At 65.6% G+C, this 21,226-nt stretch carries 21 protein-coding genes; 7 read left to right on the top strand and 14 right to left on the bottom strand.

What is annotated here, in order from left to right; all coding sequences use genetic code 11:
* Positions 1–228: 228 nt before the first annotated feature.
* The 3 genes from putA to BM186_RS02305 all read right to left on the bottom strand — a co-directional run bounded on the left by putA (position 229) and on the right by BM186_RS02305 (position 5,611).
* The gene (gene putA, locus BM186_RS02310) at positions 229–4,164 is read right to left on the bottom strand and encodes a trifunctional transcriptional regulator/proline dehydrogenase/L-glutamate gamma-semialdehyde dehydrogenase (RefSeq protein WP_074913403.1); all 3,936 of its coding nucleotides are present in this window, start codon (positions 4,162–4,164) and stop codon (positions 229–231) included.
* 149 nt (positions 4,165–4,313) lie between these two features.
* Positions 4,314–4,487 (bottom strand): hypothetical protein, encoded by a 174-nt coding sequence (locus BM186_RS26545; RefSeq protein WP_158234264.1) that lies wholly within the window; start codon positions 4,485–4,487, stop codon positions 4,314–4,316.
* A gap of 233 nt (positions 4,488–4,720) precedes the next feature.
* On the bottom strand, positions 4,721–5,611 hold the full coding sequence (locus BM186_RS02305) for a LysR family transcriptional regulator (protein WP_074913401.1): 891 nt from the start codon (positions 5,609–5,611) through the stop codon (positions 4,721–4,723).
* Positions 5,612–5,707: 96 nt separating this feature from the next.
* Between BM186_RS02305 and BM186_RS02300 the strand changes: the two genes are divergently transcribed.
* Positions 5,708–6,277 (top strand): lipocalin-like domain-containing protein, encoded by a 570-nt coding sequence (locus BM186_RS02300; protein WP_083431552.1) that lies wholly within the window; start codon positions 5,708–5,710, stop codon positions 6,275–6,277.
* A gap of 27 nt (positions 6,278–6,304) precedes the next feature.
* Here BM186_RS02300 and BM186_RS02295 read toward each other — a convergent pair whose 3' ends face one another.
* The 5 genes from BM186_RS02295 to BM186_RS02275 all read right to left on the bottom strand — a co-directional run bounded on the left by BM186_RS02295 (position 6,305) and on the right by BM186_RS02275 (position 8,914).
* The gene (locus tag BM186_RS02295; RefSeq protein ID WP_074913399.1) at positions 6,305–6,532 is read right to left on the bottom strand and encodes a DUF2790 domain-containing protein; all 228 of its coding nucleotides are present in this window, start codon (positions 6,530–6,532) and stop codon (positions 6,305–6,307) included.
* Between the two features lie 86 nt (positions 6,533–6,618).
* Positions 6,619–6,801: a hypothetical protein gene (locus BM186_RS02290; RefSeq protein ID WP_074913397.1), complete on the bottom strand. Its 183-nt coding sequence runs from the start codon at positions 6,799–6,801 to the stop codon at positions 6,619–6,621.
* Between the two features lie 91 nt (positions 6,802–6,892).
* Complete coding sequence (locus BM186_RS02285) at positions 6,893–7,849, bottom strand: LysR family transcriptional regulator (RefSeq protein ID WP_074913395.1); 957 nt, start codon at positions 7,847–7,849, stop codon at positions 6,893–6,895.
* Between the two features lie 49 nt (positions 7,850–7,898).
* Positions 7,899–8,501, bottom strand: coding sequence for a LysE/ArgO family amino acid transporter (locus BM186_RS02280; RefSeq protein WP_074913393.1), 603 nt, complete (start codon positions 8,499–8,501; stop codon positions 7,899–7,901).
* The gene (locus BM186_RS02275; RefSeq protein ID WP_074913391.1) at positions 8,501–8,914 is read right to left on the bottom strand and encodes an ACT domain-containing protein; all 414 of its coding nucleotides are present in this window, start codon (positions 8,912–8,914) and stop codon (positions 8,501–8,503) included. The genes BM186_RS02280 and BM186_RS02275 overlap by 1 nt, the downstream gene beginning before the upstream one ends.
* A gap of 94 nt (positions 8,915–9,008) precedes the next feature.
* Here BM186_RS02275 and BM186_RS02270 point away from each other — a divergent pair, with 94 nt between their 5' ends.
* Together BM186_RS02270 and BM186_RS02265 are read left to right on the top strand one after the other, a co-directional pair.
* On the top strand, positions 9,009–9,911 hold the full coding sequence (locus tag BM186_RS02270) for a LysR family transcriptional regulator ArgP (protein ID WP_074913389.1): 903 nt from the start codon (positions 9,009–9,011) through the stop codon (positions 9,909–9,911).
* A gap of 122 nt (positions 9,912–10,033) precedes the next feature.
* Positions 10,034–11,032, top strand: a complete 999-nt coding sequence (locus BM186_RS02265) for an NAD-dependent epimerase/dehydratase family protein (RefSeq protein ID WP_074913526.1) — start codon at positions 10,034–10,036, stop codon at positions 11,030–11,032.
* On the opposite strand, the gene BM186_RS02260 is transcribed toward BM186_RS02265, so the two are convergent.
* Positions 11,023–11,310: a hypothetical protein gene (locus BM186_RS02260; protein WP_074913387.1), complete on the bottom strand. Its 288-nt coding sequence runs from the start codon at positions 11,308–11,310 to the stop codon at positions 11,023–11,025. The two genes, BM186_RS02265 and BM186_RS02260, sit on opposite strands and share 10 nt — an antisense overlap.
* Before the next feature lie 358 nt (positions 11,311–11,668).
* On the opposite strand from BM186_RS02260, the gene BM186_RS02255 reads away from it, so the two are divergent.
* A complete protein-coding gene (locus tag BM186_RS02255; protein WP_074913386.1) occupies positions 11,669–12,517 on the top strand; it encodes an ATPase in 849 nt (282 codons plus the stop codon).
* Positions 12,518–12,629: 112 nt separating this feature from the next.
* On the opposite strand, the gene BM186_RS02250 is transcribed toward BM186_RS02255, so the two are convergent.
* Complete coding sequence (locus tag BM186_RS02250) at positions 12,630–13,679, bottom strand: alkene reductase (RefSeq protein WP_072422907.1); 1,050 nt, start codon at positions 13,677–13,679, stop codon at positions 12,630–12,632.
* A gap of 27 nt (positions 13,680–13,706) precedes the next feature.
* Entirely contained in the window at positions 13,707–14,003 is a 297-nt protein-coding gene (locus BM186_RS02245) for an ArsR/SmtB family transcription factor (RefSeq protein ID WP_169886839.1), read from the bottom strand.
* Between the two features lie 126 nt (positions 14,004–14,129).
* On the opposite strand from BM186_RS02245, the gene BM186_RS02240 reads away from it, so the two are divergent.
* A complete protein-coding gene (locus tag BM186_RS02240; RefSeq protein WP_074913384.1) occupies positions 14,130–14,714 on the top strand; it encodes an acyl carrier protein phosphodiesterase in 585 nt (194 codons plus the stop codon).
* 131 nt (positions 14,715–14,845) lie between these two features.
* Here BM186_RS02240 and BM186_RS02235 read toward each other — a convergent pair whose 3' ends face one another.
* A complete protein-coding gene (locus BM186_RS02235; protein ID WP_074913382.1) occupies positions 14,846–17,560 on the bottom strand; it encodes a cation-transporting P-type ATPase in 2,715 nt (904 codons plus the stop codon).
* 175 nt (positions 17,561–17,735) lie between these two features.
* Here BM186_RS02235 and BM186_RS02230 point away from each other — a divergent pair, with 175 nt between their 5' ends.
* Positions 17,736–18,584, top strand: a complete 849-nt coding sequence (locus BM186_RS02230; RefSeq protein ID WP_045734270.1) for a universal stress protein — start codon at positions 17,736–17,738, stop codon at positions 18,582–18,584.
* A 6-nt stretch (positions 18,585–18,590) separates the two neighbouring features.
* Here BM186_RS02230 and BM186_RS02225 read toward each other — a convergent pair whose 3' ends face one another.
* Positions 18,591–19,367, bottom strand: a complete 777-nt coding sequence (locus BM186_RS02225) for a lysophospholipid acyltransferase family protein (RefSeq protein ID WP_074913380.1) — start codon at positions 19,365–19,367, stop codon at positions 18,591–18,593.
* 68 nt (positions 19,368–19,435) lie between these two features.
* Entirely contained in the window at positions 19,436–20,167 is a 732-nt protein-coding gene (gene olsB, locus BM186_RS02220; RefSeq protein ID WP_074913378.1) for an L-ornithine N(alpha)-acyltransferase, read from the bottom strand.
* 147 nt (positions 20,168–20,314) lie between these two features.
* On the opposite strand from olsB, the gene BM186_RS02215 reads away from it, so the two are divergent.
* A complete protein-coding gene (locus tag BM186_RS02215; protein ID WP_074913376.1) occupies positions 20,315–21,205 on the top strand; it encodes an acyl-CoA dehydrogenase family protein in 891 nt (296 codons plus the stop codon).
* The last annotated feature ends 21 nt before the right edge of the window (positions 21,206–21,226 follow it).

Below are 21,226 nucleotides of genomic sequence, written 5' to 3'. Positions count from 1 at the left end.
TCTGTTACGCAATGATGGCCAGTTGCGATGGATTGTTCGCGGGGAGAGGGGATGGGCGGGGCGGTTGGCCCCGCTCGACGCACCGACCGGATAGGCTGGCGCAGACCCTAAGGTCAGGAGGAGAGAACACGGCGCCGGGCGGGTAGCCCCTGCAGGCAGTTGCGCTGTGTGGGTGCAGCATGCCGCGGAAAGCTTTCATCCAGCTTTCCACGGCGTTATCGGCTGCGATCAGCCGATGGTCATCAGGCTGGCGTTGCCGCCGGCCGCCGCGGTGTTGACGCTCAGGGCGTGTTCCACCAGCAGACGTTCCAGGGCGATGTCGGTCTCGCCCTTGTTCAGCCCGTGTACACCGACGATGGCGCCCTTGCGCTGCGCCGCCTGCTCGCTGACCGCGCGCAGCTGGTCGGAGTCGCCGTGGTGCAGGATGGCGTCCAGCTCCACGTCGACGCTGTTCCAGTCGGCCACCAGCTGGATGTGCTTCTGCACTTCCTTCGGCAGTTCGGCATGCAGTGCGCGCTGGCTGTCCAGCCAGATCGCCCGGCTGCCAACGGCGAGAGTGGCGGCCAGCTGGGCCAGCAGGTCGCTGCGCTCGTCGGCCAGGTTCAGCACGTGCTCGCGCGGCAGCAGGGTGTAGCTGTTGCGCTCGCCGGTCGGGCCGGTCAGCACGTGGCTGCTGTAACTCTGCGACAGCGCACGGTAGTGCTCGAACAGTGCGGCGATGGCCGGCTCCTGCTTGCCTGCCCAGTCGGCGAAGGCACTGCGCACCTTGTCCAGCTCGCTTGGCACCGGCAGGGCTTGCACCTCGGCCTGTTGCAGGTACTGGGCGGCGGCTTCCTGCGGACGGGTCGAGAGCAGACGGTAGAGGTACAGCGGGCCACCGGCTTTCGGGCCGGTACCGGACAGACCTTCGCCACCGAACGGCTGCACGCCGACCACGGCGCCGACCATGTTGCGGTTCACATACAGGTTGCCGACCTTGGCGGTGCCGACCACCTGGGCGATGGTTTCGTCGATGCGCGTGTGCACGCCGAGGGTCAGGCCGTAGCCGCTGTCGTTGATCTGCTGCAGCAGCTTGCCCAGGTCCGCACGCTGGTAGCGCACCACGTGCAGCACCGGGCCGAAGATCTCGCGCTTCATCTCGTCGAAGCTGTCCAGCTCGATCAGGGTCGGCACGACGAAGGTGCCGTGCTTGATGTCGTCAGCGTTGACGCGCGCCAGTTGGGTGACCTTGCGGCCTTTCTCGCGTAGCTTGGCGATGTGGGTGTCGATGCCGGCCTTGGCTTCGGCGTCGATCACCGGGCCGATGTCGGTGTTCAGGCGCTCGGGGTTGCCGAGTGTGTACTCGGCCATGGCGCCCTTGAGCATGGTCAGCACGCGGTCGGCCACGTCGTCCTGCACGCACAGCACGCGCAGGGCCGAGCAGCGCTGGCCGGCGCTGTCGAAGGCGGAGGCGACCACGTCCATTACCACCTGCTCGGTCAACGCCGAGGAGTCGACGATCATGGCGTTGAGGCCGCCGGTTTCGGCGATCAGCGGGATGGTGCGGCCCTGGGCATCCAGGCGCCCGGCGATATTGCGCTGGAGGATGCCGGCCACCTCGGTGGAACCGGTGAACATCACCCCGCGCACGCGCTCGTCACCGACCAGGCGCGCACCGACGGTTTCGCCACGGCCCGGCAGCAGTTGTACGGCGCCAGCCGGTACGCCGGCCTCGAGCAGAATGCGCACGGCTTGCGCTGCGATCAGCGGCGTCTGTTCGGCCGGCTTGGCCAGCACGGTGTTGCCGGCGGCGAGCGCGGCGGCCACCTGGCCACTGAAGATCGCCAGGGGAAAGTTCCACGGGCTGATGCACACCACCGGACCCAGCGGGCGGTGGCTGTCGTTGCCGAAGCTGCGTGCCTGGATCGCGTAGTAACGCAGGAAGTCCACCGCCTCGCGCACTTCGGCGATGGCGTTGGCGAAGGTCTTGCCGGACTCACGCACCAGCAGGCCCATCAGCTGCTGCAGTTCGGCTTCCATCAGGTCGGCGGCGCGTTCCAGCACGGCGGCACGCTCGGCCGGCAGGGTCGACTGCCAGATCTGGCCGCTGGCCAGGGCGCAGAGGATGGCGCTGTCGACATCCTTGACGCTGGCTTCGCGCACGTGGCCGACCAGGTCACGGTGATCGGCCGGGTTGCGTACCGGCTCCGGCTCGCCCGGGTTAGGTGCATCGCAGCCGAGCATCGGTTCGGCGACGTAGCTGAGATTGGTGGACGACAGCAGCGCCGAGGACAGCGAGCCGAGGCGGTGTTCGTTGGCCAGGTCCAGGCCGGCGGAGTTGACCCGATCCTTGCCGTACAGGTCACGCGGCAGGGCGATACGCGGATGCGGCAGGCCGATGGCGCCTTCCTGCGCGGCCATCTGCTCGACCTGCAGCACCGGGTCGAGCACCAGGTCTTTCAGCGAGATGCTGTGGTCGGCGATGCGGTTGACGAAACTGGTGTTGGCGCCGTTTTCCAGCAGGCGGCGTACCAGGTAGGCCAGCAGGGTTTCATGGCTGCCCACCGGTGCATAGATGCGGCACGGGCGGTTCAGCTTGCCGTCGGCGATCTTGCCCACCACCTGCTCGTACAACGGCTCGCCCATGCCGTGCAGGCACTGGAACTCGTACTGGCCCGGGTAGTAGTTCTGCCCGGCCAACTGGTAGATGGCCGACAGCGAGTGGGCGTTGTGGGTGGCGAACTGCGGGTAAATGGCTTCTGGCGCGGCCAGCAGCTTGCGGGCGCAGGCCAGGTAGGACACGTCGGTGTACGGCTTGCGGGTGTACACCGGATAGCCTTCCAGACCGTTGACCTGGGCCAGCTTGATCTCGCTGTCCCAATAGGCGCCCTTGACCAGGCGGATCATCAGGCGATGGCGGCTGCGCTTGGCCAGGTCGATGACGTAGTCGATCACATACGGGCAGCGCTTCTGGTAGGCCTGGATGACGAAACCGATGCCGTTCCAGCCGGCCAGGGAGGGCTCGAAGCACAGGCGCTCGAGCAGATCCAGCGACAGCTCCAGGCGGTCGGCTTCCTCGGCGTCGATGTTGAGGCCGATGTCGTACTGCTTGGCCAACTGAGTCAGGCTCAGCAGGATCGGGTACAGCTCGTCCATCACACGCTCGTACTGGGCGCGGCTATAGCGCGGGTGCAGGGCGGAGAGCTTGATCGAGATGCCCGGGCCTTCGTAGATGCCGCGACCGTGCGAGGCCTTGCCGATGGCGTGGATGGCTTGCTCGTAGGAGGCCAGGTAACGCTTGGCGTCTTCCTCGGTCAGCGCGGCTTCACCGAGCATGTCGTAGGAGTAGCGGAAACCCTTGGCCTCCAGGGTGGATGCATTGGCCAGGGCTTCGGCGATGGTTTCGCCGGTGACGAACTGCTCGCCCATCAGGCGCATGGCCATGTCCACGCCTTTGCGGATCACCGGCTCGCCGCTCTTGCCGATGATGCGGTTGAGCGCCGAGGTCATGCCGGCTTCGGTGTGGGTGGACACCAGCTTGCCGGTGATCAGCAGGCCCCAGCTGGCCGCGTTGACGAACATCGACGGGCTCTGGCCGAGGTGCTGGCTCCAGTTGCCGTTGGCGATCTTGTCGCGGATCAGCGCGTCGCGGGTGGCCTTGTCCGGGATGCGCAGCAGGGCTTCGGCCAGGCACATCAGCGCCACGCCTTCCTGCGACGACAGCGAGAACTCCTGCAGCAGGCCCTGCACCAGGCCCTGACGGCCGCTGGCGTTCTTCTGGTTGCGCAGCTTCTCGGCGATGCCCAGCGCCAGCTTCTGCGAGGCCTCGGCCTGCTCTTTGTTCAGGCGCGCCTGCTCAAGCAGCATCGGCACCACTTCGGTTTCCGGGCGGCGGTAGGCACTGGTGATGGCGGCGCGCAGCACCGACTGCGGGAGGATGCTTTCGGCGAAATCGAGGAACACCTGCAGGCCCTGCTCGGTCAGCGACTCCAGCGCTTCTTCGCCGGCGGCAGCGGCCAGGCCGGCATGCTCGGCGGGCGTCAGGCCACTCTCGACTTGCTCCAGATAATTGAAGATCGCCTGCTTGATCATCCAGTGCGGCGTACGGTCGATCTGCGCAGCGGCCTTTTTCAGGCGCTCGCGGGTAGCATCGTCGAGTTTTACGCCAAGCGTGGTGGTGGCCATAGGGGTGTCCTATTTTTGTCGGTTGTACAGGGTGAAACTGCCTGGAGCAGTTTCTGGCGTCGCTTGCGACGGCCCTAGGGGCTGCTGCCAGGGATGGCGGGCAACAAAAAAGCTGCGGGAGATTAAACCTGCTTTGGTATCTGGTGCAACTAGGTGCAACCAATTTGGGTGGCGTCCCGACGGACGTTCATTTCACCCTCAAGATTGACGCTGTAGCCCTTGTGCTCCTTGATCTGCAGGGTATCAACCACACTTTGCAGCTTCGATTCGGGCAAGAGCGAAGGATTCGCCCAATCCAGTTTGCCGAGGTGCTGCGTCATCATGGTGCAACCATGGTGCTACCCCTGTGCCTGGGCTCACAATGGTGCCGAGCTGCGCTTCGAACGCATCGCGACTGGGTAGTACCTGTTCAGCATAGACCGCGTCATCGGAGCAACGTGGCTCCCGGTCGTCGGGAGCCAGCCGCTGTAGCAGTTGAGAAGCGCAGGCAACGACTGCCTGGATGCAGGCGCTAGGGCGCGGGAGGCCAAAGCCAAGGTGATTTTTCAACAGCCTGCTAGGCCCGTTCGCGGAGGATGGCAATAAAGGCCTGCAACGGCGCCGGAACGTGGCGATAGCTGGAATAGTAGAGACACAGGCCCGGGCAAGGCGGCGTCCAGTCCTCCAGCAGCAAGACCAGCTTGCCTTTCTCCAGTGCCTTGCGAGCAAAAGCCTGTGGGACGTAGGCGATACCCAGCCCGCGGCAGGCGGCCTCGACCAGCAAGTCGTTGTCATCCAGGCTCAATGCGCCCGGTACATCGAGCGCCAGGTGCTGCGTGCCCCGTTCGAACTCCCAGCGGTAACGCTTGCCACTGGGCATGCGTTGGCGGATGCAGTGATGAGATCGCAGCTCGTCAGGCGTGCCAGGACGCCCGAAGGTGGCGATATACGCCGGTGAGGCGACGGTGACGAAGCGCACGTCACCGCCGAAGGGTACCGCCACCATGTCCTTGGGGACCGACTCGGCCAGGCGCACACCGGCGTCGAAGCCCTCAGCGACGATATCCATCAGCCTGCCCTCGCTGACCAGGTCGAGCTCCACGTGAGGATGGCGTTGCAGGAAAATCGGTATCACCTGCTCGAGCAGCCAACGCGCGCCGCCCTTGCTGGCATTGATGCGCAGGGTCCCGGCGAGTTCCTCGGGCCCATGGCTGACCGCATCCAGTGTGTCGTCCAGCTCCCGAAGCAGAGGCGTCAGACGTTGCAGCAGCTGTTCCCCGGCCTCCGTCACGGCCACGCTGCGGGTGGTGCGGTGCAGCAGGCGAACCCCCAGGCGCTGTTCGAGCCCCTTGATTGCGTGACTGAGAGAGGAGCGCGATACCCCGAGGGAATCGGCGGCCTTCTGGAAGCTGCGCTGCTGCGCGACCTGAATGAAGGCCTTGAGATCGGGGAGGCTGGCGTTGCTCATTGGTGAGTTTTCTTCACGGGGGCGTTCGTATTGGTGCGTCTTATCATAGTTCGACCCGCCTCATACCATCGGTTTCACCCTTTAAGGAGATTACCGATGAAGATCGAGCAGAGCACCCGAGCCTCCCTGTGGATTGAACTGGCTGATAGGGGCTGGTTCTTTTCGCGGCCAGCACTGGTGGCCGGATTGCTGGCACTGACCCTGAGCGCCACGGCCAGCGAGAGCGAATCCGACGCGGGTGCAATCAACCAGGTGGCAGGCACCTGGCGAATGGTCTCGGCGACTCTGGAAGCAGATGGCAAGATTGAGCGTCCGTACGGTGACAACCCGCAAGGCATGCTGGTATTCACGCCTGACATGCATTTCGTCGAAGTATTGACCGACGGCGATACGCCGCGTTTTGCATCCGACGCGCGCGGCGGCGGCAGCGACGAAGAAAATCGCCGTGCCATGGCGTCGAGCATCGGCTTCTTTGGCACTTACAGCGTCGACGAGCAAGGGCGTTTTGCCGGTAACCGGGTCGAGGGCGCCACCTTTCCCAACTGGGTCGGTGGCGTCAGGACGACGAAGGAGTTGCAGCTGAGGGTCGAGGGGGATCGGATGTACGAGACCTTCACGCGGCCAGACGGTGGACGCTTCAGCGCCGAGTTCGTGCGGGCCAGGTAAAGCCGGGATGTGTGGCGCTTGCGGTGGTCAGTAGCGGCAGTCTTCACCGGTACGTTGGTAGATCAGGGTGTGCTGTTCACCTTTGGAGTCCAGGTAGACCATGCGGGCTTCACCCGCTTCGCAGCCTTGCGGCAGGGTCTGGCTGATGACCTTGGCAATGTCCAGGTGCATGCCGTAGTGGTAGTGCTCGGGCGTTTCGGCATGTGCCAGGGTAGCGGCGCAGCCGAGGGCGAGCAGGCAGGCGATACGTTTCATGATGGCCTCGATGCAGGAAAAAGGGCCGTTTCAGTGGCCCGAGGGACGCCGGTCAGGAGCGCGGCCGGCGCCAGGTAAGCTCTGCTTCAACCGTGCTGATCGCTGTTCTGCGTGCTCGCGGTTTGCGCCTGCTGGGTGGCTATGGCGTGCGGCTGTTGCTGGTGGGCCTGTTGATGAGCGACGAAAGCCGCCGACTCTTCGGCGAAGCAGGCCTGAGTGGCCAGCAGAGTAGAAAGGGACAGGACAGTGGCAGTGAGAAGGTTCTTCATTGGGGGCGATCCTCTTGGGATTCTTCGTGGGTTCGAAGTCATCCTAGTGAGGCATCGAGGTGCGAAAAAGCGCGTTCCGGGTGAATGACCATTACCTATCGCGCAACAATCCTGCAGGCGTCGCCCAGTATTGCGCGTCGTCCAGTACCGCTTCGTCAGCGCGTAGCAGCGGCGGCAGTTCGGCCTTGAGGAACTCCACCCAGGTGCGGGTCTTGGCATCGAGAAAGCGTCGCGACGGATACATCGCATAGATGTTCAGGGCGCGCAGCCGGTGCTGCGGCAGGATGCGCAGCAGGCGTCCTTCACGCAGCGGCTGGCTGGCGACGAACGAAGGCAGCAGGCAGAAACCCATGCCGGCCTGGGCCGCCTTGACCAGGGCTTCAGCGACGTTGACCTGGAAGCATTCGGCCGGCAGCGCCTCCAGTTGCTCGTCGCCGAAATCCCATTGGCCACGGTACAGCGGGTCGGTCAGGCGCAGGTAGCGGTGCTGCTGCAGATCGCTCGGCTGTTGCGGGATGCCATGCTGGGCCAGGTAGCTGGGGGCGGCGCAGAGTACGCTGTAGACCGGGCCCAGGCGTTGCGCCACCAGTTGCGAGTCCGGCAGGTCGCGGGCGAAGGCGACGGTCACGTCGTGGCCGTCTTCGAGCAGATCCGGGGTGCGTTGCGCCAGGGTGAGCTCTACCACCACCTGTGGATAACGCTCGGCGTAGCGGGCGATCAACGGCGTCAGGTGCTGCAGGCCGAGGCCGGTCATGGTGTGCACGCGCAGGCGACCGCTGGGGGTGTGATGCGCGCCGCGCGCTTCGGCGCCGGCTTCGTCGATCTGGCCAAGAATCTGCCGGCAGCGCTCCAGATAGCGCTCGCCGGTTTCGGTCAGCGCCAGGCGCCGCGTGGTGCGCTGCAGCAGGCGTGCCTCGAGATGTTGCTCCAGCTCGGTGATCAGTCGCGATACCTGCGCGGTGGACAGATCCAGCGTCTGGGCCGCAGCGGTGAAGCTGCCGCGCTCGACCACCTGGACGAACACGCGCATCGCATGCAGGGTATCCATTGTTGCTCCTGGCGTAATAGGCCAGACGCATTATGCGCGACTGCGAACCTTACAACGCACCTAGAATCAACTGCGCCGCCACTGTGAACATCATCGCCGCCACGCCCAGATCGATCAGGCGCCAGGTCAATGGCCTGGCCAGCCAGGGCGCCAGCCAGGCGGCGCCGAGCGCCAGGGTACTGAACCAGAGAAAGGACGCGCTGGCCGCGCCTGCGGCATAGGCACCAGGTTCAGGTTGCTGGGCGCCGAGCGAGCCGATCAGCAGCACCGTATCCAGATAGACGTGCGGGTTGAGCAGGGTGACCGCCAGCGCTGCGAGCAGCACCGCGCGCAATGAGCGCGGTTCGCTGCCGGCCGCCTGCAGCGATTGCGGACGCGCGGCGCGTAGCAGCGCCTGGCTGCCATACCAGATCAGGAAGGCGGCGCCACCCCAGCGGGCGATGGCCAGCAAGGTCGGGCTCTGTGCCAGCAGGGTGGCCAGGCCGAACACGCCAGCGGCCACCAGCAGGGCATCGCAGACGATGCACAGGGCTGCCACTGGCAAATGATGTTCGCGGCGCAGGCTCTGCGCCAGGACGAAGGCGTTCTGCGCACCGATGGCCATGATCAGACCGATGGCCACCAGCAGGCCGTTGCTGTAGCTCTGCCACATCATGCCGGCTCCGGAGTGGACGCCGCCGACAGGGCGCGCAGGGTGGACAGCGCTCGTTCGGCTCGTTCGCTGGGCACGAAGATATGGTCGTGATGAAAACCTGCGACCACGTTGCAACTGATGCCGGCCTGCGCCAGGGCGGCGGAGAAGGAAGCAGTAAGACCCACGGCAGCCAGCGACGAATGCACCTCAAGGGTGATCCAGGCGGCGACGTAGTCGTAGTGCAGGCCATGGGCATCAGCGACTTCGCGCGTCAGCACCAGGCTAAGACCCTCAGGTTCGCGCATGCTGGCGAGCGGCTGCAGGGCGCTGCAGTCATGATCGGCTGGGACACAGCAGAACACGTACTGACCGGGATTGAGCTGCGGCGTCATGCTCTGCAGCAGGCGTGCGAGGTTGGTTTCGCCGGACATGGCGGGCTCCTGATTGGGCTGAATGCTGGCCAGTCTGCTGTGTGCGGGTATATAAGAGAAACCAATATTGCTGATCACTCATTAGGAAAATCGATTGTTCGATTACAAACTTCTCGCCGCCCTGGCGGCGGTGGTGGAGCAGGCCGGCTTCGAACGCGCGGCGCAGGTGCTGGGGCTGTCGCAGTCGGCGGTGTCGCAACGCATCAAGTTGCTCGAGGCGCGTGTCGGCCAGCCGGTGCTGGTGCGCGCGACACCGCCAGCGCCCACCGAAATCGGCCGGCGTCTGCTCAACCATGTGCAGCAGGTGCGCCTGCTCGAGCGCGACCTGCAAGGCCAGGTGCCGGGGCTGGATGAGCAGGCCTTGCCCGAGCGTCTGCGCATCGCCATCAACGCCGACAGCCTGGCGACCTGGTGGGCGGCGGCGACGGCGGAGTTCTGTGCCACCCAGCAGGTGCTGATGGAGCTGGTAGTGGAGGATCAGGAAGTCGGCCTCAAGCGCATGCGAGCGGGCGAAGTGGCCGGTTGCGTGTGTGCTGCCGAGCGCCCGGTGGCGGGTGCGCGCAGTCTGGCGCTGGGGGCGATGCGCTATCGCGCACTGGCCAGCCCGGCCTTTATCGCCCGGCATTTTGCCGCTGGCGTCAGCGCTGACGCGCTGGTGCGTGCGCCGGCCATCGTTTATGGCCCGGATGATCAGTTGCAGCATCGTTACCTGGCAGGCCTCGGTGTCACCGGTGCTTTTGCCTATCACCTGTGCCCCTCGTCCGAAGGTTTCGTGCGTCTCGCTGAGGGCGGTTTGGGCTGGGGCCTGGTGCCGGAACTGCAGGTGCGCGAGGAGCTGGCCAGCGGCAGGCTGGTGGATCTGCTGCCCGAGCGCTGCATCGATGTGCCGTTGTACTGGCACCATTGGCGCAATGGCGGCGAGTTGCTCGGCGAGCTGACCGAACGCCTGCGTCGCGCAGCCGGCGGCGCGCTGGTGCAGGTACAACCCGGTCCGTAGGGTGCGCCTGGCCAGGTGAGTGCGGCCTGGTGGGTCGGTATTCTGGCCGTTACCGACAGGGCAGCGGGGATCGAGCGCTGCTAGAGTGCGGCAACTACAAGAATCAATGGTAGGGGATGGCGATGAGGATTCTGGTCACCGGCGCGAGTGGCTTCATCGGGGGGCGCTTCGCTCGTTTCGCGCTCGAACAGGGCCTGGATGTGCGGGTCAACGGCCGTCGTGCCGAGGGCGTGCAGCATCTGATCAAGCGCGGCGCCGAGTTCGTCCAGGGCGATCTGGGGGATGCCGAACTGGCCCAGGCGCTGTGCCGGGATGTCGAGGCCGTGGTGCACTGCGCGGGTGCGGTGGGCGTGTGGGGCGACTATGCGCATTTTCATCAGGCCAACGTCACGGTCACCGAGAATGTCGTCGATGCCTGCCTCAAGCAGAAGGTGCGGCGCCTGGTGCATCTGTCCTCACCGTCGATCTATTTCGATGGCAAGTCCCATGTCGATATTCGCGAGGAGCAGGTGCCCAAGCGCTTCTCCGATCACTACGGCAAGACCAAGTACCTGGCCGAGCAGCAGGTGTTCGCCGCGCAGGAGTTCGGCCTGGAGGTGATCGCCCTGCGTCCGCGCTTCGTCACCGGCGCGGGTGATACCAGCATCTTCCCGCGCTTGATCGGCATGCAGCGCAAGGGGCGTCTGGCGATCATCGGCAATGGTCTGAACAAGGTCGACTTCACCAATGTGCACAATCTTAACGACGCTTTGCTCAGCTCGTTGCAAGTGGGCGGGGCGGCGCTCGGCCAGGTGTACAACATCAGCAACGGCGCGCCGGTGCCGCTATGGGATGTGGTCAATTACGTGCTGCGCCGCCTTGAGTTGCCGCCGGTGACGCGGCATGTGCCGTTCCCGCTGGCTTACGCCGCGGCGACGCTCAACGAAGGCGTGTGTCGGATGCTGCCGGGGCGGCCAGAACCGAGTCTGTTTCGCCTTGGTGTGGCGGTAATGGCCAGGGATTTCTCCCTGAACATCGACCGTGCCCGCGAATACCTTGGCTACGAACCCCGGGCCAGTCTGTGGGATGCACTGGATGAATTCTGCACCTGGTGGCAGGCGCAGATGGGACCTCAGGCGTAGATGCGTTGGCCGCGATAGATGCGTACCGAGCCGGTTGGCGCGCCGACCGGTATCTCGACGGCGGCCAGTGGGGTGACCGATGCGCGCTGCGGTTGATCGGACAGTTCGGCCAGGCGCTGGCCGAGGCGGCGGGTTTCTTCATCGTCGGATTTCAGGCTGCCATCGAGCATGGCGCCGACCGCGTTGGGCTGGCTCAGGCGAATGTCCATGTCTTGCTCTTCGCGTAGACGGCGACGCAGCGCTTTCATGCAGTCCAGTACTTCTTTGTTCAGTTCCATTGCCACTTCCCCCGATTGGTTGAAGGGTCACGGACTTCGGTGTTCCACACCTTCCGCAACCTGAACAGCCTCTTCCCTGCGGCTGTAACACCCGTTCGTGTTGTATTGCTTTGCAGAACTTTCAGGCCGCCTGCTGGCTTGTGAGCGACGCGCTATCGGCTCGTTCACGACGGGAGAAAAAGCAAAGTGCGTACCAGTTCATGTTTTGCGGAACTGCTGGGCTGCAGGCGAGTCGATGGCCCTGTCGCGCCCTTCGTCGGTGCGCCGCGCACCTGCTTGGCGCGACGCTGATGGTGTAATGGCGAATCGGTATACTGCGCGGCATTTCCGTTCATTCGTTCCAACCATAGGTCCGACCATGCGTAACGACGCCAACGACGAACTCGACAATCTGCCCAGCCTGACTCCGGAGCGCCGTGAGGATTTCGCCGAGCCGCGTGAGGAGCCGGCCCCGCGCAGCAGCCGTGTCACCAGCAGCAAGGCTGCAGTGGCCAAGGGCGCCAGTACCGGGCCGCTGTGGGCGCTGGTTGGTGCGCTGAGTTTCGCCCTGGCCGGCCTGGGCTGGTGGAGCCTGCAGCAGATCGGCCTGATGGAGCAGCGCCTGGTGGCGACCCAGGAAAGCTTCGCGCGCATCAGCGAAGAGGCGGCCGGACGAATTCAGGATATTTCCGGCAAGGTGGTGGCCACCGAGTCCAACGTCACCAGCGGCAGCGAGGCACTCAAACTGCAGGTCAAGCAGCTGGAAAATCGCCTGGCCGAGCTGGGCAAGCAGCAACAGCAGAGCGCCACGGCGCAGGCGGCGCTGGACAAGCGCATCGAGCAGTTGGGTGCGGAGCTCAAGAGTGGCATCGGCGCCAGCGCCGACTTCGACAAGCGTCTGCAGGCGCTCTCCACCGAGCAGGCAGCGCTGAAGTCCGCCCAGGCGGATGCCAAGGCGACCCAGGCCGAACTGGCCAAGCTCGATACCCGCATCAAGGCTCTCGGTGGCGATATCGATGCACTGAAGAAGCAGGGCAATCCGGCGCAATCGATCCGTAGCCTGGAGCAGGATCTGCTGGTGCTGCGCAGCGAGCTGGACAACCGCCCGGCCACCAGTGCCGGTCCGAATACCGCCGAGTTCGATGCTTTCCGTGCGCAGATGACGCGCAACATCAATACCCTGCAGAGCCAGGTGGTGAATCTGCAGCAGCAGATCAATCAGCGCTGAGTGCCAAGACCTCGATAAACCAACGCCCCGCACTGCGGGGCGTTGGTTTATTGGTCGCGGCTAAAGCCCCTCCCACAGGATGTCGCTTGCGGGAGGTGCATCAGCTGCGATCTTACAGGCGCGGATAGTCGATATAGCCGACCGGGCCGGAGCCGTAGAAAGTTTCCGGGTGCGGCTCGTTCAGCGCGGCGTCCTGTTCCAGGCGCTCGGGCAGGTCCGGGTTGGCGATGAAGGGGATGCCGAAGGCCACGGCATCAGCCTTGCCTTCGGCCAGCCAGGCGTTGGCCTGATCTTTGGTGAAGCGTTCGTTGGCGATGAATACGCCGCCGAATTCCTTCTTCAGTTGCGGCGTCAGGCTGTCGTCGTCGGCTTTTTCGCGAGCGCAGATGAAGGCGATGCCGCGTTTGCCCAGCTCGCGAGCGACGTAGCCGAAGGTTTCGCCGCGGTTGGCGTCACCCATGTCGTGTGAATCGGCACGCGGTGCCAGGTGTACGCCGACGCGGCCGGCGCCCCATACCGAGATGGCTGCATCGGTCACTTCCAGCAGCAGACGCGCGCGGTTCTCGACGCTGCCGCCGTAGCGGTCGGTGCGCTGGTTGGTGCTGCTCTGCAGGAACTGGTCGAGCAGGTAACCGTTGGCGCCGTGGATCTCCACACCATCGAAACCGGCGGCCATGGCGTTTTCGGCGCCCTGACGATAAGCCTCGACGATATCGGCGATTTCTTCGGTCTCCAGCGCACGCGGGGTAACGAAGTCCTTGATCGGACGCACCAGGCTGACGTGGCCGGCCGGTTGGATCGCGCTGGGAGCGACCGGCAGTTCGCCGTTCAGGTAGATGGGGTCGGAGATACGGCCGACGTGCCACAGCTGCAGGACGATCTTGCCGCCGTTGGCGTGTACCGCCTGGGTGATGTTGCTCCAGCCGCGGATCTGCGCATCCGACCAGATACCGGGGGTGTTCGGGTAGCCCACGCCCATCGGCGTGACGGCAGTGGCTTCGCTGATGATCAGGCCGGCCGAGGCGCGCTGCACGTAGTACTCTGCCATCAGCGCGTTGGGCACACGGCCTTCATCGGCGCGGCAGCGGGTCAGCGGTGCCATGATGATGCGGTTGTTCAGCTGCAGATCACCGATCTGGATGGGGTCGAACAGTGTGGGCATGGTGGTTTCTCCGAGGGAAAGGTCAAATCAGAGTTGCTGGCCGAGACGCTCGACAAAAGCCTGGATCAGCTCGTCGTTGCGCTTGAAGAAATGCCACTGGCCGACCTTGCGACTGGTCACCAGACCGGCGCGTTGCAGGGTGGTCAGATGGGCGGAAACGGTGGATTGCGACAGCCCGGTGCGCAGGAAGATCTTGCCGGCGCACACGCCGATCTCCAGCGGGTGATCCTGTTCGGCGAAGTTGAGCTCGGGCTCCTTCAGCCAGTCGAGGATGTCGCGGCGTACCGGGTGGGCGAGGGCCTTGATGATGGTGTCGATGTCCATGGCGGTGTCGGTGTGTATCGTCATGGGGCGAACCTTATATCGTCTATGGACGATATACAGATCGATTGTTCCAATAGTCTCCATCAACGGCTTCGATTGTCCTGCTCAGGGCGGTAAGCTCGTGTCATGAACTACCTGGCCCATCTCCATCTTGGCGGCGACGCACCGCCGCAACTGCTCGGCAGCCTGTATGGCGACTTCGTCAAGGGCCCCCTGGCCGGACGCTGGCCGACAGAGATCGAAGCGGCCATCCGCCTGCACCGGCGCATCGACGCCTTTACCGACAGCCACCCGCTGCAGGCACGCGCGCGTGCCCGGTTTCCCGCCACGCGGCGACGCACGGCCGGCATGCTGCTGGACCTGTTCTTCGACCATTGCCTGGCCCGCGATTGGGCCGAGTATGCGGCGCAGCCGCTGGAGCATTTCACCCGCGAGGTGTACCGGGTGCTGGCCGCCGAGGCCGAGCTGCCAGGGCGCCTGGCGCTGATGGCGCCGCGCATGGCGGCTCAGGACTGGCTGGGCAGCTACCGCGAGTTCGCGGTGCTGGAGCAGGTGATCGCTGGCATGCAGCGACGGCTGTCGCGGCCGCAGTTGCTCGACGGCAGCCTGGCGGAGTTGGAGCGGCTGTACGAGCCGTTGAGCGAGGATTTTCGCGCCTTCTACCCCGAACTGATGACCTTCGCCCAAAGTGAGCGACGTGAGCTGGTTTGAGCGGGCCCTCGTGGCAGGGGCTTTAGCCGCGATGGCCATGGTAAAAGCTCGCCGCTAAAGCGCCTCCCACGCTGTTGCCTGCGCCCTTGGAATGGACTTCAGCTCCGGAGGGCGCGCGGTGCGCACCAAGTTCACCCTCTGGGCTGCAGGTGCCAACGCCGGATCAGCCACTTCTCCAGTTCGGCGATGACGAACACCGCCAGCCCGGCCAGCACCACGCGCGCCCACTGCGCTGCATCCAGTGCGGTGGAGTGGAACAGCCGCTGCATCGGTGGCGCGTAGGTGTACAGCGCCTGCAGCAGCAGGCAGGCGGCGATGGCCAGCAGCACCGCGCGGCTGCCGAACAGGCCCTTGAAACTGAGCACCGAGGCGAAGATGCGCCGGCTGTTGATCAGGTAGAACACCTCACACATCACCACGGCGTTCAGTGCCATGGTCCGCGCGCTGTCCAGCCCGGTGCCCTGTTGCAATTCCCAGAGGAACAGGCCGATACCGGCGCCGGCCATCAGCAGCGACACCAGCAACACGCGCCAGACGAAGAAGCCCGACAGCAAGGGTTCGTCTGGTGCCCGCGGCGGACGGTCCATCAGCCCGGACTCGGCCGGTTCGAAGGCCAGGGCCAGGCCCAGGGTCACCGAGGTGACCATGTTGATCCACAGCACTTGCGCCGGGGTCAGTGGCAGGGTCAGCTGGAACAGGATGGCGGCGATCACGATCAGCGCCTGGCCACCGTTGGTGGGCAGGGCGAAGAGGATGAACTTCTTCAGGTTGTCGTAGATCGCCCGGCCCTCGCGCACGGCGCCGGCGATGGTGGCGAAGTTGTCGTCGGCCAGCACCACTTCGGCCGCTTCCTTGGCCGCCTCGGTACCCTTGTCGCCCATGGCCACGCCGACGTCGGCACGTTTCAGAGCCGGGGCGTCGTTGACGCCGTCGCCGGTCATCGCCACCACTTCGCCACTGGCCTGCATGGCCTGTACCAGACGCAGCTTGTGCTCCGGGCTGGCACGGGCGAAGACCTCGACGCCGGGCAGCACCTCGCGCAGGCTGCGCTCGTCGAGCAGCTCCAGCTCGGCGCCGGTCATCGCTGGCATGTCGATACCAATGCCCAACTGGGCGCCGATGGCGCGGGCGGTTTCGGCGTGGTCGCCGGTGATCATCTTGACCCGGATACCGGCGCGTTGGCATTCGGCGACGGCGGCGATGGCTTCCTCGCGCGGCGGGTCGATGATGCCTACCAGGGCCAGCAGGGTCATGTCCTGCTCCACATCGGCGAAGCTCAGGCTGCGTTGGGAGGCCGAGGCCGTGCGGCTGGCGATCGCCAGCAGGCGCAGGCCACGGGCGGCCAGGTCGGTGGCCTGGCGCCGCCAGTAGTCGGCGTCCAGCGGCTGCACGCCGCCGTCGGCATCGCGCTGGTCGCTGCACATGTCCAGCAGGCGCTCCGGCGCGCCCTTGAGGAAGATCACGCCATGATCCTGGTGGTCATGGTGCAGGCTGGCCATGAAGCGATGCTCGGACTCGAAGGGAATGCTGTCGCTACGCGGCAGTTGCAGTTTCAGCGTCGGGGTCTCCAGCCCGGCCTTCAAAGCCAGGGTATGCAGCGCGCCCTCGGTGGGGTCGCCCTGCAAGCGCCAGCTACCCGTCGCGTCTTGCTGCAACTGGGCGTCGTTGCACAGGGTAGCGGCGCGGGCGATTTCCAGTAACGCGGCATCCGGCTCCAGCAGTGCACCATCGAGATGGAAGGCGCCCGTCGGGGCATAGCCGACGCCGCTGACGTCGAGCACGCGGCTGGCGGTGACCAGACGCTGCACGGTCATTTCGTTGCGCGTCAGGGTGCCGGTCTTGTCCGAGCAGATCACCGTTACCGAACCGAGGGTTTCCACCGCCGGCAGACGCCGCACGATGGCGTTGCGCCCGGCCATGCGCTGCACGCCGAGGGCGAGAATCACCGTCATCAGTGCCGGCAGGCCTTCGGGGATGGCGGCAGCGGTCAGCGCCACCACCATCATGAACATCTCGGCCGGGTCCTGGCCGTGCCAGAAGGTGCCGAGGGCGAAGGTAGCCATGGCGAAGATCAGGATGGCCAGTGCCAGCCAGCGACTGAATTGCTCGATCTGCCGCAGCAGCGGCGTGGTCATCGCCTGCACCTGTTGCAGCATGGCGCCGATGCGGCCCAGCTCGGTGCTCGCGCCAGTGGCCACCACCACGCCGCTAGCCTGACCGCTGGCCACCAGGGTGCCGGAATAGGCCATGCAGCGGCGGTCGCCCAGCGCCGCATCGGCCTGACAACGGGCCAGGGATTTTTCCACCGGTAGCGATTCGCCGGTCAGCGCCGCTTCTTCCACCAGCAGGTTCTTCACGCTGATCAGGCGCAGGTCAGCCGGCACCTTGTCGCCGGAGGCGAGCAGGACGATGTCGCCGGGTACCAGCTGATCGGCGTCGATCTCCCGGCGTTCGCCGCCACGCATGACCAGGGCGTGCGGCGAAAGCAGGTTGCGGATGGCGTCGAGGGCATTCTCCGCCTTGCCTTCCTGGATGAAGCCGATCACCACGTTGATCAGCACCGCAGCAAGGATCACCCCGGTATCGACCCAGTGGCCGAGCAGGGCAGTGACCAGGGCGGCAGCCATCATCATGTACAGCAGCACGTTGTGGAACTGGTACAGCAGGCGCAGCAACGGGCCGCGCCGTTTCGGCGGTGGCAGACGATTGCGGCCGTGGCGTTGCAGGCGCAGTTCGGCTTCGTCCTGGCTGAGACCGCTGGTGGTGCTGTGCTGCGTGTCGAGCGCTTGTTGTGCAGTCAAACCGTGCCAGGTGTGGTCACTATGTTGTGAGGGGGCATTGCCCATGCGGTGCGTCTCCTTGGTTGGGCCGGGCTGCGCTTGTCGGCCGCCATCCGGCGGGCAGTGAGCAGTCCTGATTACCCTAGTCCGCTTTACCGCGTCGGGCCTGACCTGCATCAAGGAGTACGGAGTCGAGAGGCGCTTGAATGTAACGCGGTGTTAAACCCATGGAGGAAACGAGATGATCAAGATTCTGGTAGCGACCGACCTGTCTGAGCGTTCGGCGCATGCGGTGCAGCGCGCCGTGCAACTGATCCGCCGTCAGGGTGGCGGTGAGTGGAGTCTTCTGCATGTGATCGATGACGATGCGCCGGCCGCGCACGTGCAGCGTCAGGTGCAACAAGCCGAGACGCTCTTGCAGGCGCAGGCCGAACGCCTGGGCGAGCAGGCCGGCAGCGTTCCGCGGGTGATCGTGGGCACTGGCGAGGCCGCGGCGGTGATCGTCGAGAGCGCGCAGGGCATGGGCGCCGATCTACTGGTGGTGGGAGCGCATCGCAAGTCGGCGCTGCGCGACTTCTTCGTCGGCACCACGCTCGAACGCGTGGTGCGCAGCAGCCATCTGCCGGTGCTGCGGGTCAATGGCCCGGTAACCCACGAGTATCGTCATGCGCTGCTGGCGATGGACCTGTCGCGTACGTCGCAACAGGCTCTGAACCGGGCGCGTGAGCTGGGCCTGGCGAGCCTGGACAACCTGCATGTGGCCAGTGCGGTCGAGCCGGTGGCGGCGGGTGCGATGATGGAAGCCGGCATCAGCGCCGAGGTGCTGGAGAACCAGCGCGAGCTGCTGCGTCAGCAACTGGTGGAGCGCCTCGATGCAGTCGGTGCGAAGCTGGGTCACGAGCGTTTGCTGGTACAGATTGGCTCACCGGAAGGGGTGATTGGCGAGGCCTTGCGCCACTCCGGAGCGGACCTCCTGGTCCTGGGCACCCACGCCCGTGAAGGCGTTTCGCGCTTCTTCCTCGGCAGCGTGGCCAGCCAGCTGCTGGCGTCGGTCGACAGCGACGCCTTGATCGTGCCGCCGGCTGACTGAATGCGCTCAAGCCGCCTCGGCCTGCTCCTGCTCGGCTGCATTCAGCAGCAGGGCGCTGGCGATGATGGCCTGGCTGTGCCGGGCCAGTTCGTTGCGGCTGCGTGATTCGCTGGGAATCGGCGCGAGCAGGCGGATCTCCACGTCACAGGCCGAGCTCGAGAGCAGGCGCAGCAGGTGCGAGAGCATGTCGTCGTCGCCGATAAAGGGCGCCACGGGGCAGGGCTGACCGTCGCGCAGATAACGGATGGCGACGGGTTGTACGGCCACGCCGCTGTCGATGGCGCTGCTCAGCAGGCGGCCGTGGAAAGTGCGCAGCGCGAGGCCGTCGGTGGTAGTGCCTTCGGGAAATATCAGCAGGTGATGACCCTGCTGCAGATGTCGAGTGAGCTGCTGGCCGACCTGGCTGCTGTCGCCCGCACCGCGGCGGATGAACTGCGTGCCGGCCTTGTGTGCCAGCCAGCCGGCGACCGGCCAGTCGCGCACCTCCGCCTTGGACAGGAAGGACAGCGGCTGCAGGGCGCCCAACAGCGGAATGTCGGTCCATGACACATGGTTGCTGACCCACAGCATCGGCTGCGTCGGCAGCTCGCCCTCGACCCGTACGCGAAATGGCAGGGCGCCGCCCAGGCGCGCCAGGAACCAGCGCGTCAGACGCTGGCGCAGCGGCATCAGGTCGCGCCGAACCACCCGCTCGAACAGGCTGACGATGCCGGCCAGCAAGGTGCCGAGGGCGATTACCAGGGCCAGATGAAAGAGGCGCAGGGCCAGGCGCAGTCGGGGCATGCAGGACTCCAGATGAAAAAAGCCGGCCTCTGTCTACAGGGCCGGCGCAGGGGATGCAAGTGTAGCTGTCAGACTGCCGCCTTGAAGTGCCGAGCGTAGCGTGGGCATAGCTCGTCGCGCTTGAGCAGGATGAACACGTCGGCCACCTGGAAGTCACGGTCCCAGCAGGGCTCGCCGCAGATTTTCGCGCCCAGGCGCATGTAGGCCTTGAGCAGTGGTGGCATCTCGGCGATGACGTTGCCCGGCAGATCCAGTTGCGGCAGGGGATGTTTGGGCTCGGCACGCAGGTGTTCGGTGCACAGGTAACGTTCGCGCAGACGCTGCATCACGGCATGCGCCTGGATGCCGCCGTCCTGCATGGAGATGCTGGCGCAGCCCATCAGGTAGCGGTAGCCGCCTTCGTTGAGTACCTCGGCCAGTTCACCCCAGAGCACGGCGATGGTGGCGCCGTTGCGGTAGGCGACATCGACGCAGGTGCGGCCGATTTCCAGCACCGGGCCTTCCAGTTTGGCCAGGCCGTGCAGGGCGAATTCCTCTTCGCTGTAGTAGCGACCGAGGCCCGCGGCGGCCTGGTGATCGAGCAGGCGAGTGGTGGCGACCAGTTCGCCGCTATTGAGGTCACGCACGCCGATATGGCGGCAGTGGATGTCGTAGTCGTCCATGTCCAGACCCAGTTCGGCGCCGTTGAGCTTGGCATCGAATTCCGCGCTGAATACGCGGTAGCGCAAGGCCTGAGCTTCACGCAGGGCGGCGGGGCCTTGCAGACGTTCGGCCTGCAGACGGCGAGGGGTTTGAGTCATGCCAGATCCTCCGTGTGCCGGCTGAATGCTTGCAGCCGGTCGATCTTGTTGGGCAAGCTCAGGCTAGGTAGCTGCGGTGTCACCACCGTGAAGCTTTTTTGATGCTTATGTGACGGCGCACCTGGCGCTGCCAAGTGGAGACCCACGATGCCCTGGTCGAGTCTGTTTCAGCCCATCGAACGCCTGGCTGCCGAAGCCGGCCTGGAAGACTGGTACGCTCGCCTGCTGGCGCGCCTGGGGGATACGCCGCAGCCTTTCGAGTTGGCGTTGGTGGGGGGCTTGCAGGCGGCTACACCGGGCTTGGCCTTTCTCGCCGGCTATCAGGCGGCGTTGCGCATGCTGTGGCCGGCGGCGCCCTGGACAGCAGGCGCCCTGTGCGTGACGGAGAACCGCAGCACCCGCCCGGCGGACATGAACACGCGTATCGACGGCCTGCAGATCACCGGCCGCAAGGATTTCGTCACCGCCGCCGAATGCGCCGACTGGCTGCTGGTGGCGGCGCGCGAGGAGGACGAGGGGCAGGCGCCGCGTCTGGCTCTGGGCGTGGTGCGCCAGGGCGCGCCGGGTGTACGTATCGAACCACTGCCGGCGCTGCCGCTGATGCCGGATATCGGCCATGCGCGATTGCACCTGGAACAGGCCCACGGCGAGCGCCTGGCCGGCGACGGCTGGGACGACTACGTCAAGCCCTTCCGCACTCTGGAAGACGTGCACGTACTTACCGCTGTTGTCGCCTGGCAGTTTGGCGTGGGGCGCGATTGTGCCTGGCCTGAAACGCTGCTATTGCGCCTGCAGGCGCTGTTGGCCGGTTGTGCCGAGGTCGCGCGGCAGGCGCCCGATGCGCCCACCACCCATCTGCTGCTGGCCGGGTTGTTCGCCGAGCAGCAGGCGTTGGCGGGCGAACTGGAGGTGGGCTTTGCCGGCTGTCCTGTGCACTGGGCCGAGCTGTGGCAGCGCGACAAGGGCTTGCTGCGCATCGCCGAGGCGGCGCGCAGCAAGCGTCTGGAGAAAGCGCGGCGGATTGTCGCCGGCCGTTGATCCATATCAGTACCGGCTGGC

Origin of the sequence: Ectopseudomonas toyotomiensis, from assembly GCF_900115695.1 — a bacterium.
In the GTDB taxonomy this organism is placed as follows: Bacteria; Pseudomonadota; Gammaproteobacteria; order Pseudomonadales; family Pseudomonadaceae; genus Aquipseudomonas; species Aquipseudomonas toyotomiensis.
This window is presented reverse-complemented; position numbering and strand designations above follow the sequence as displayed.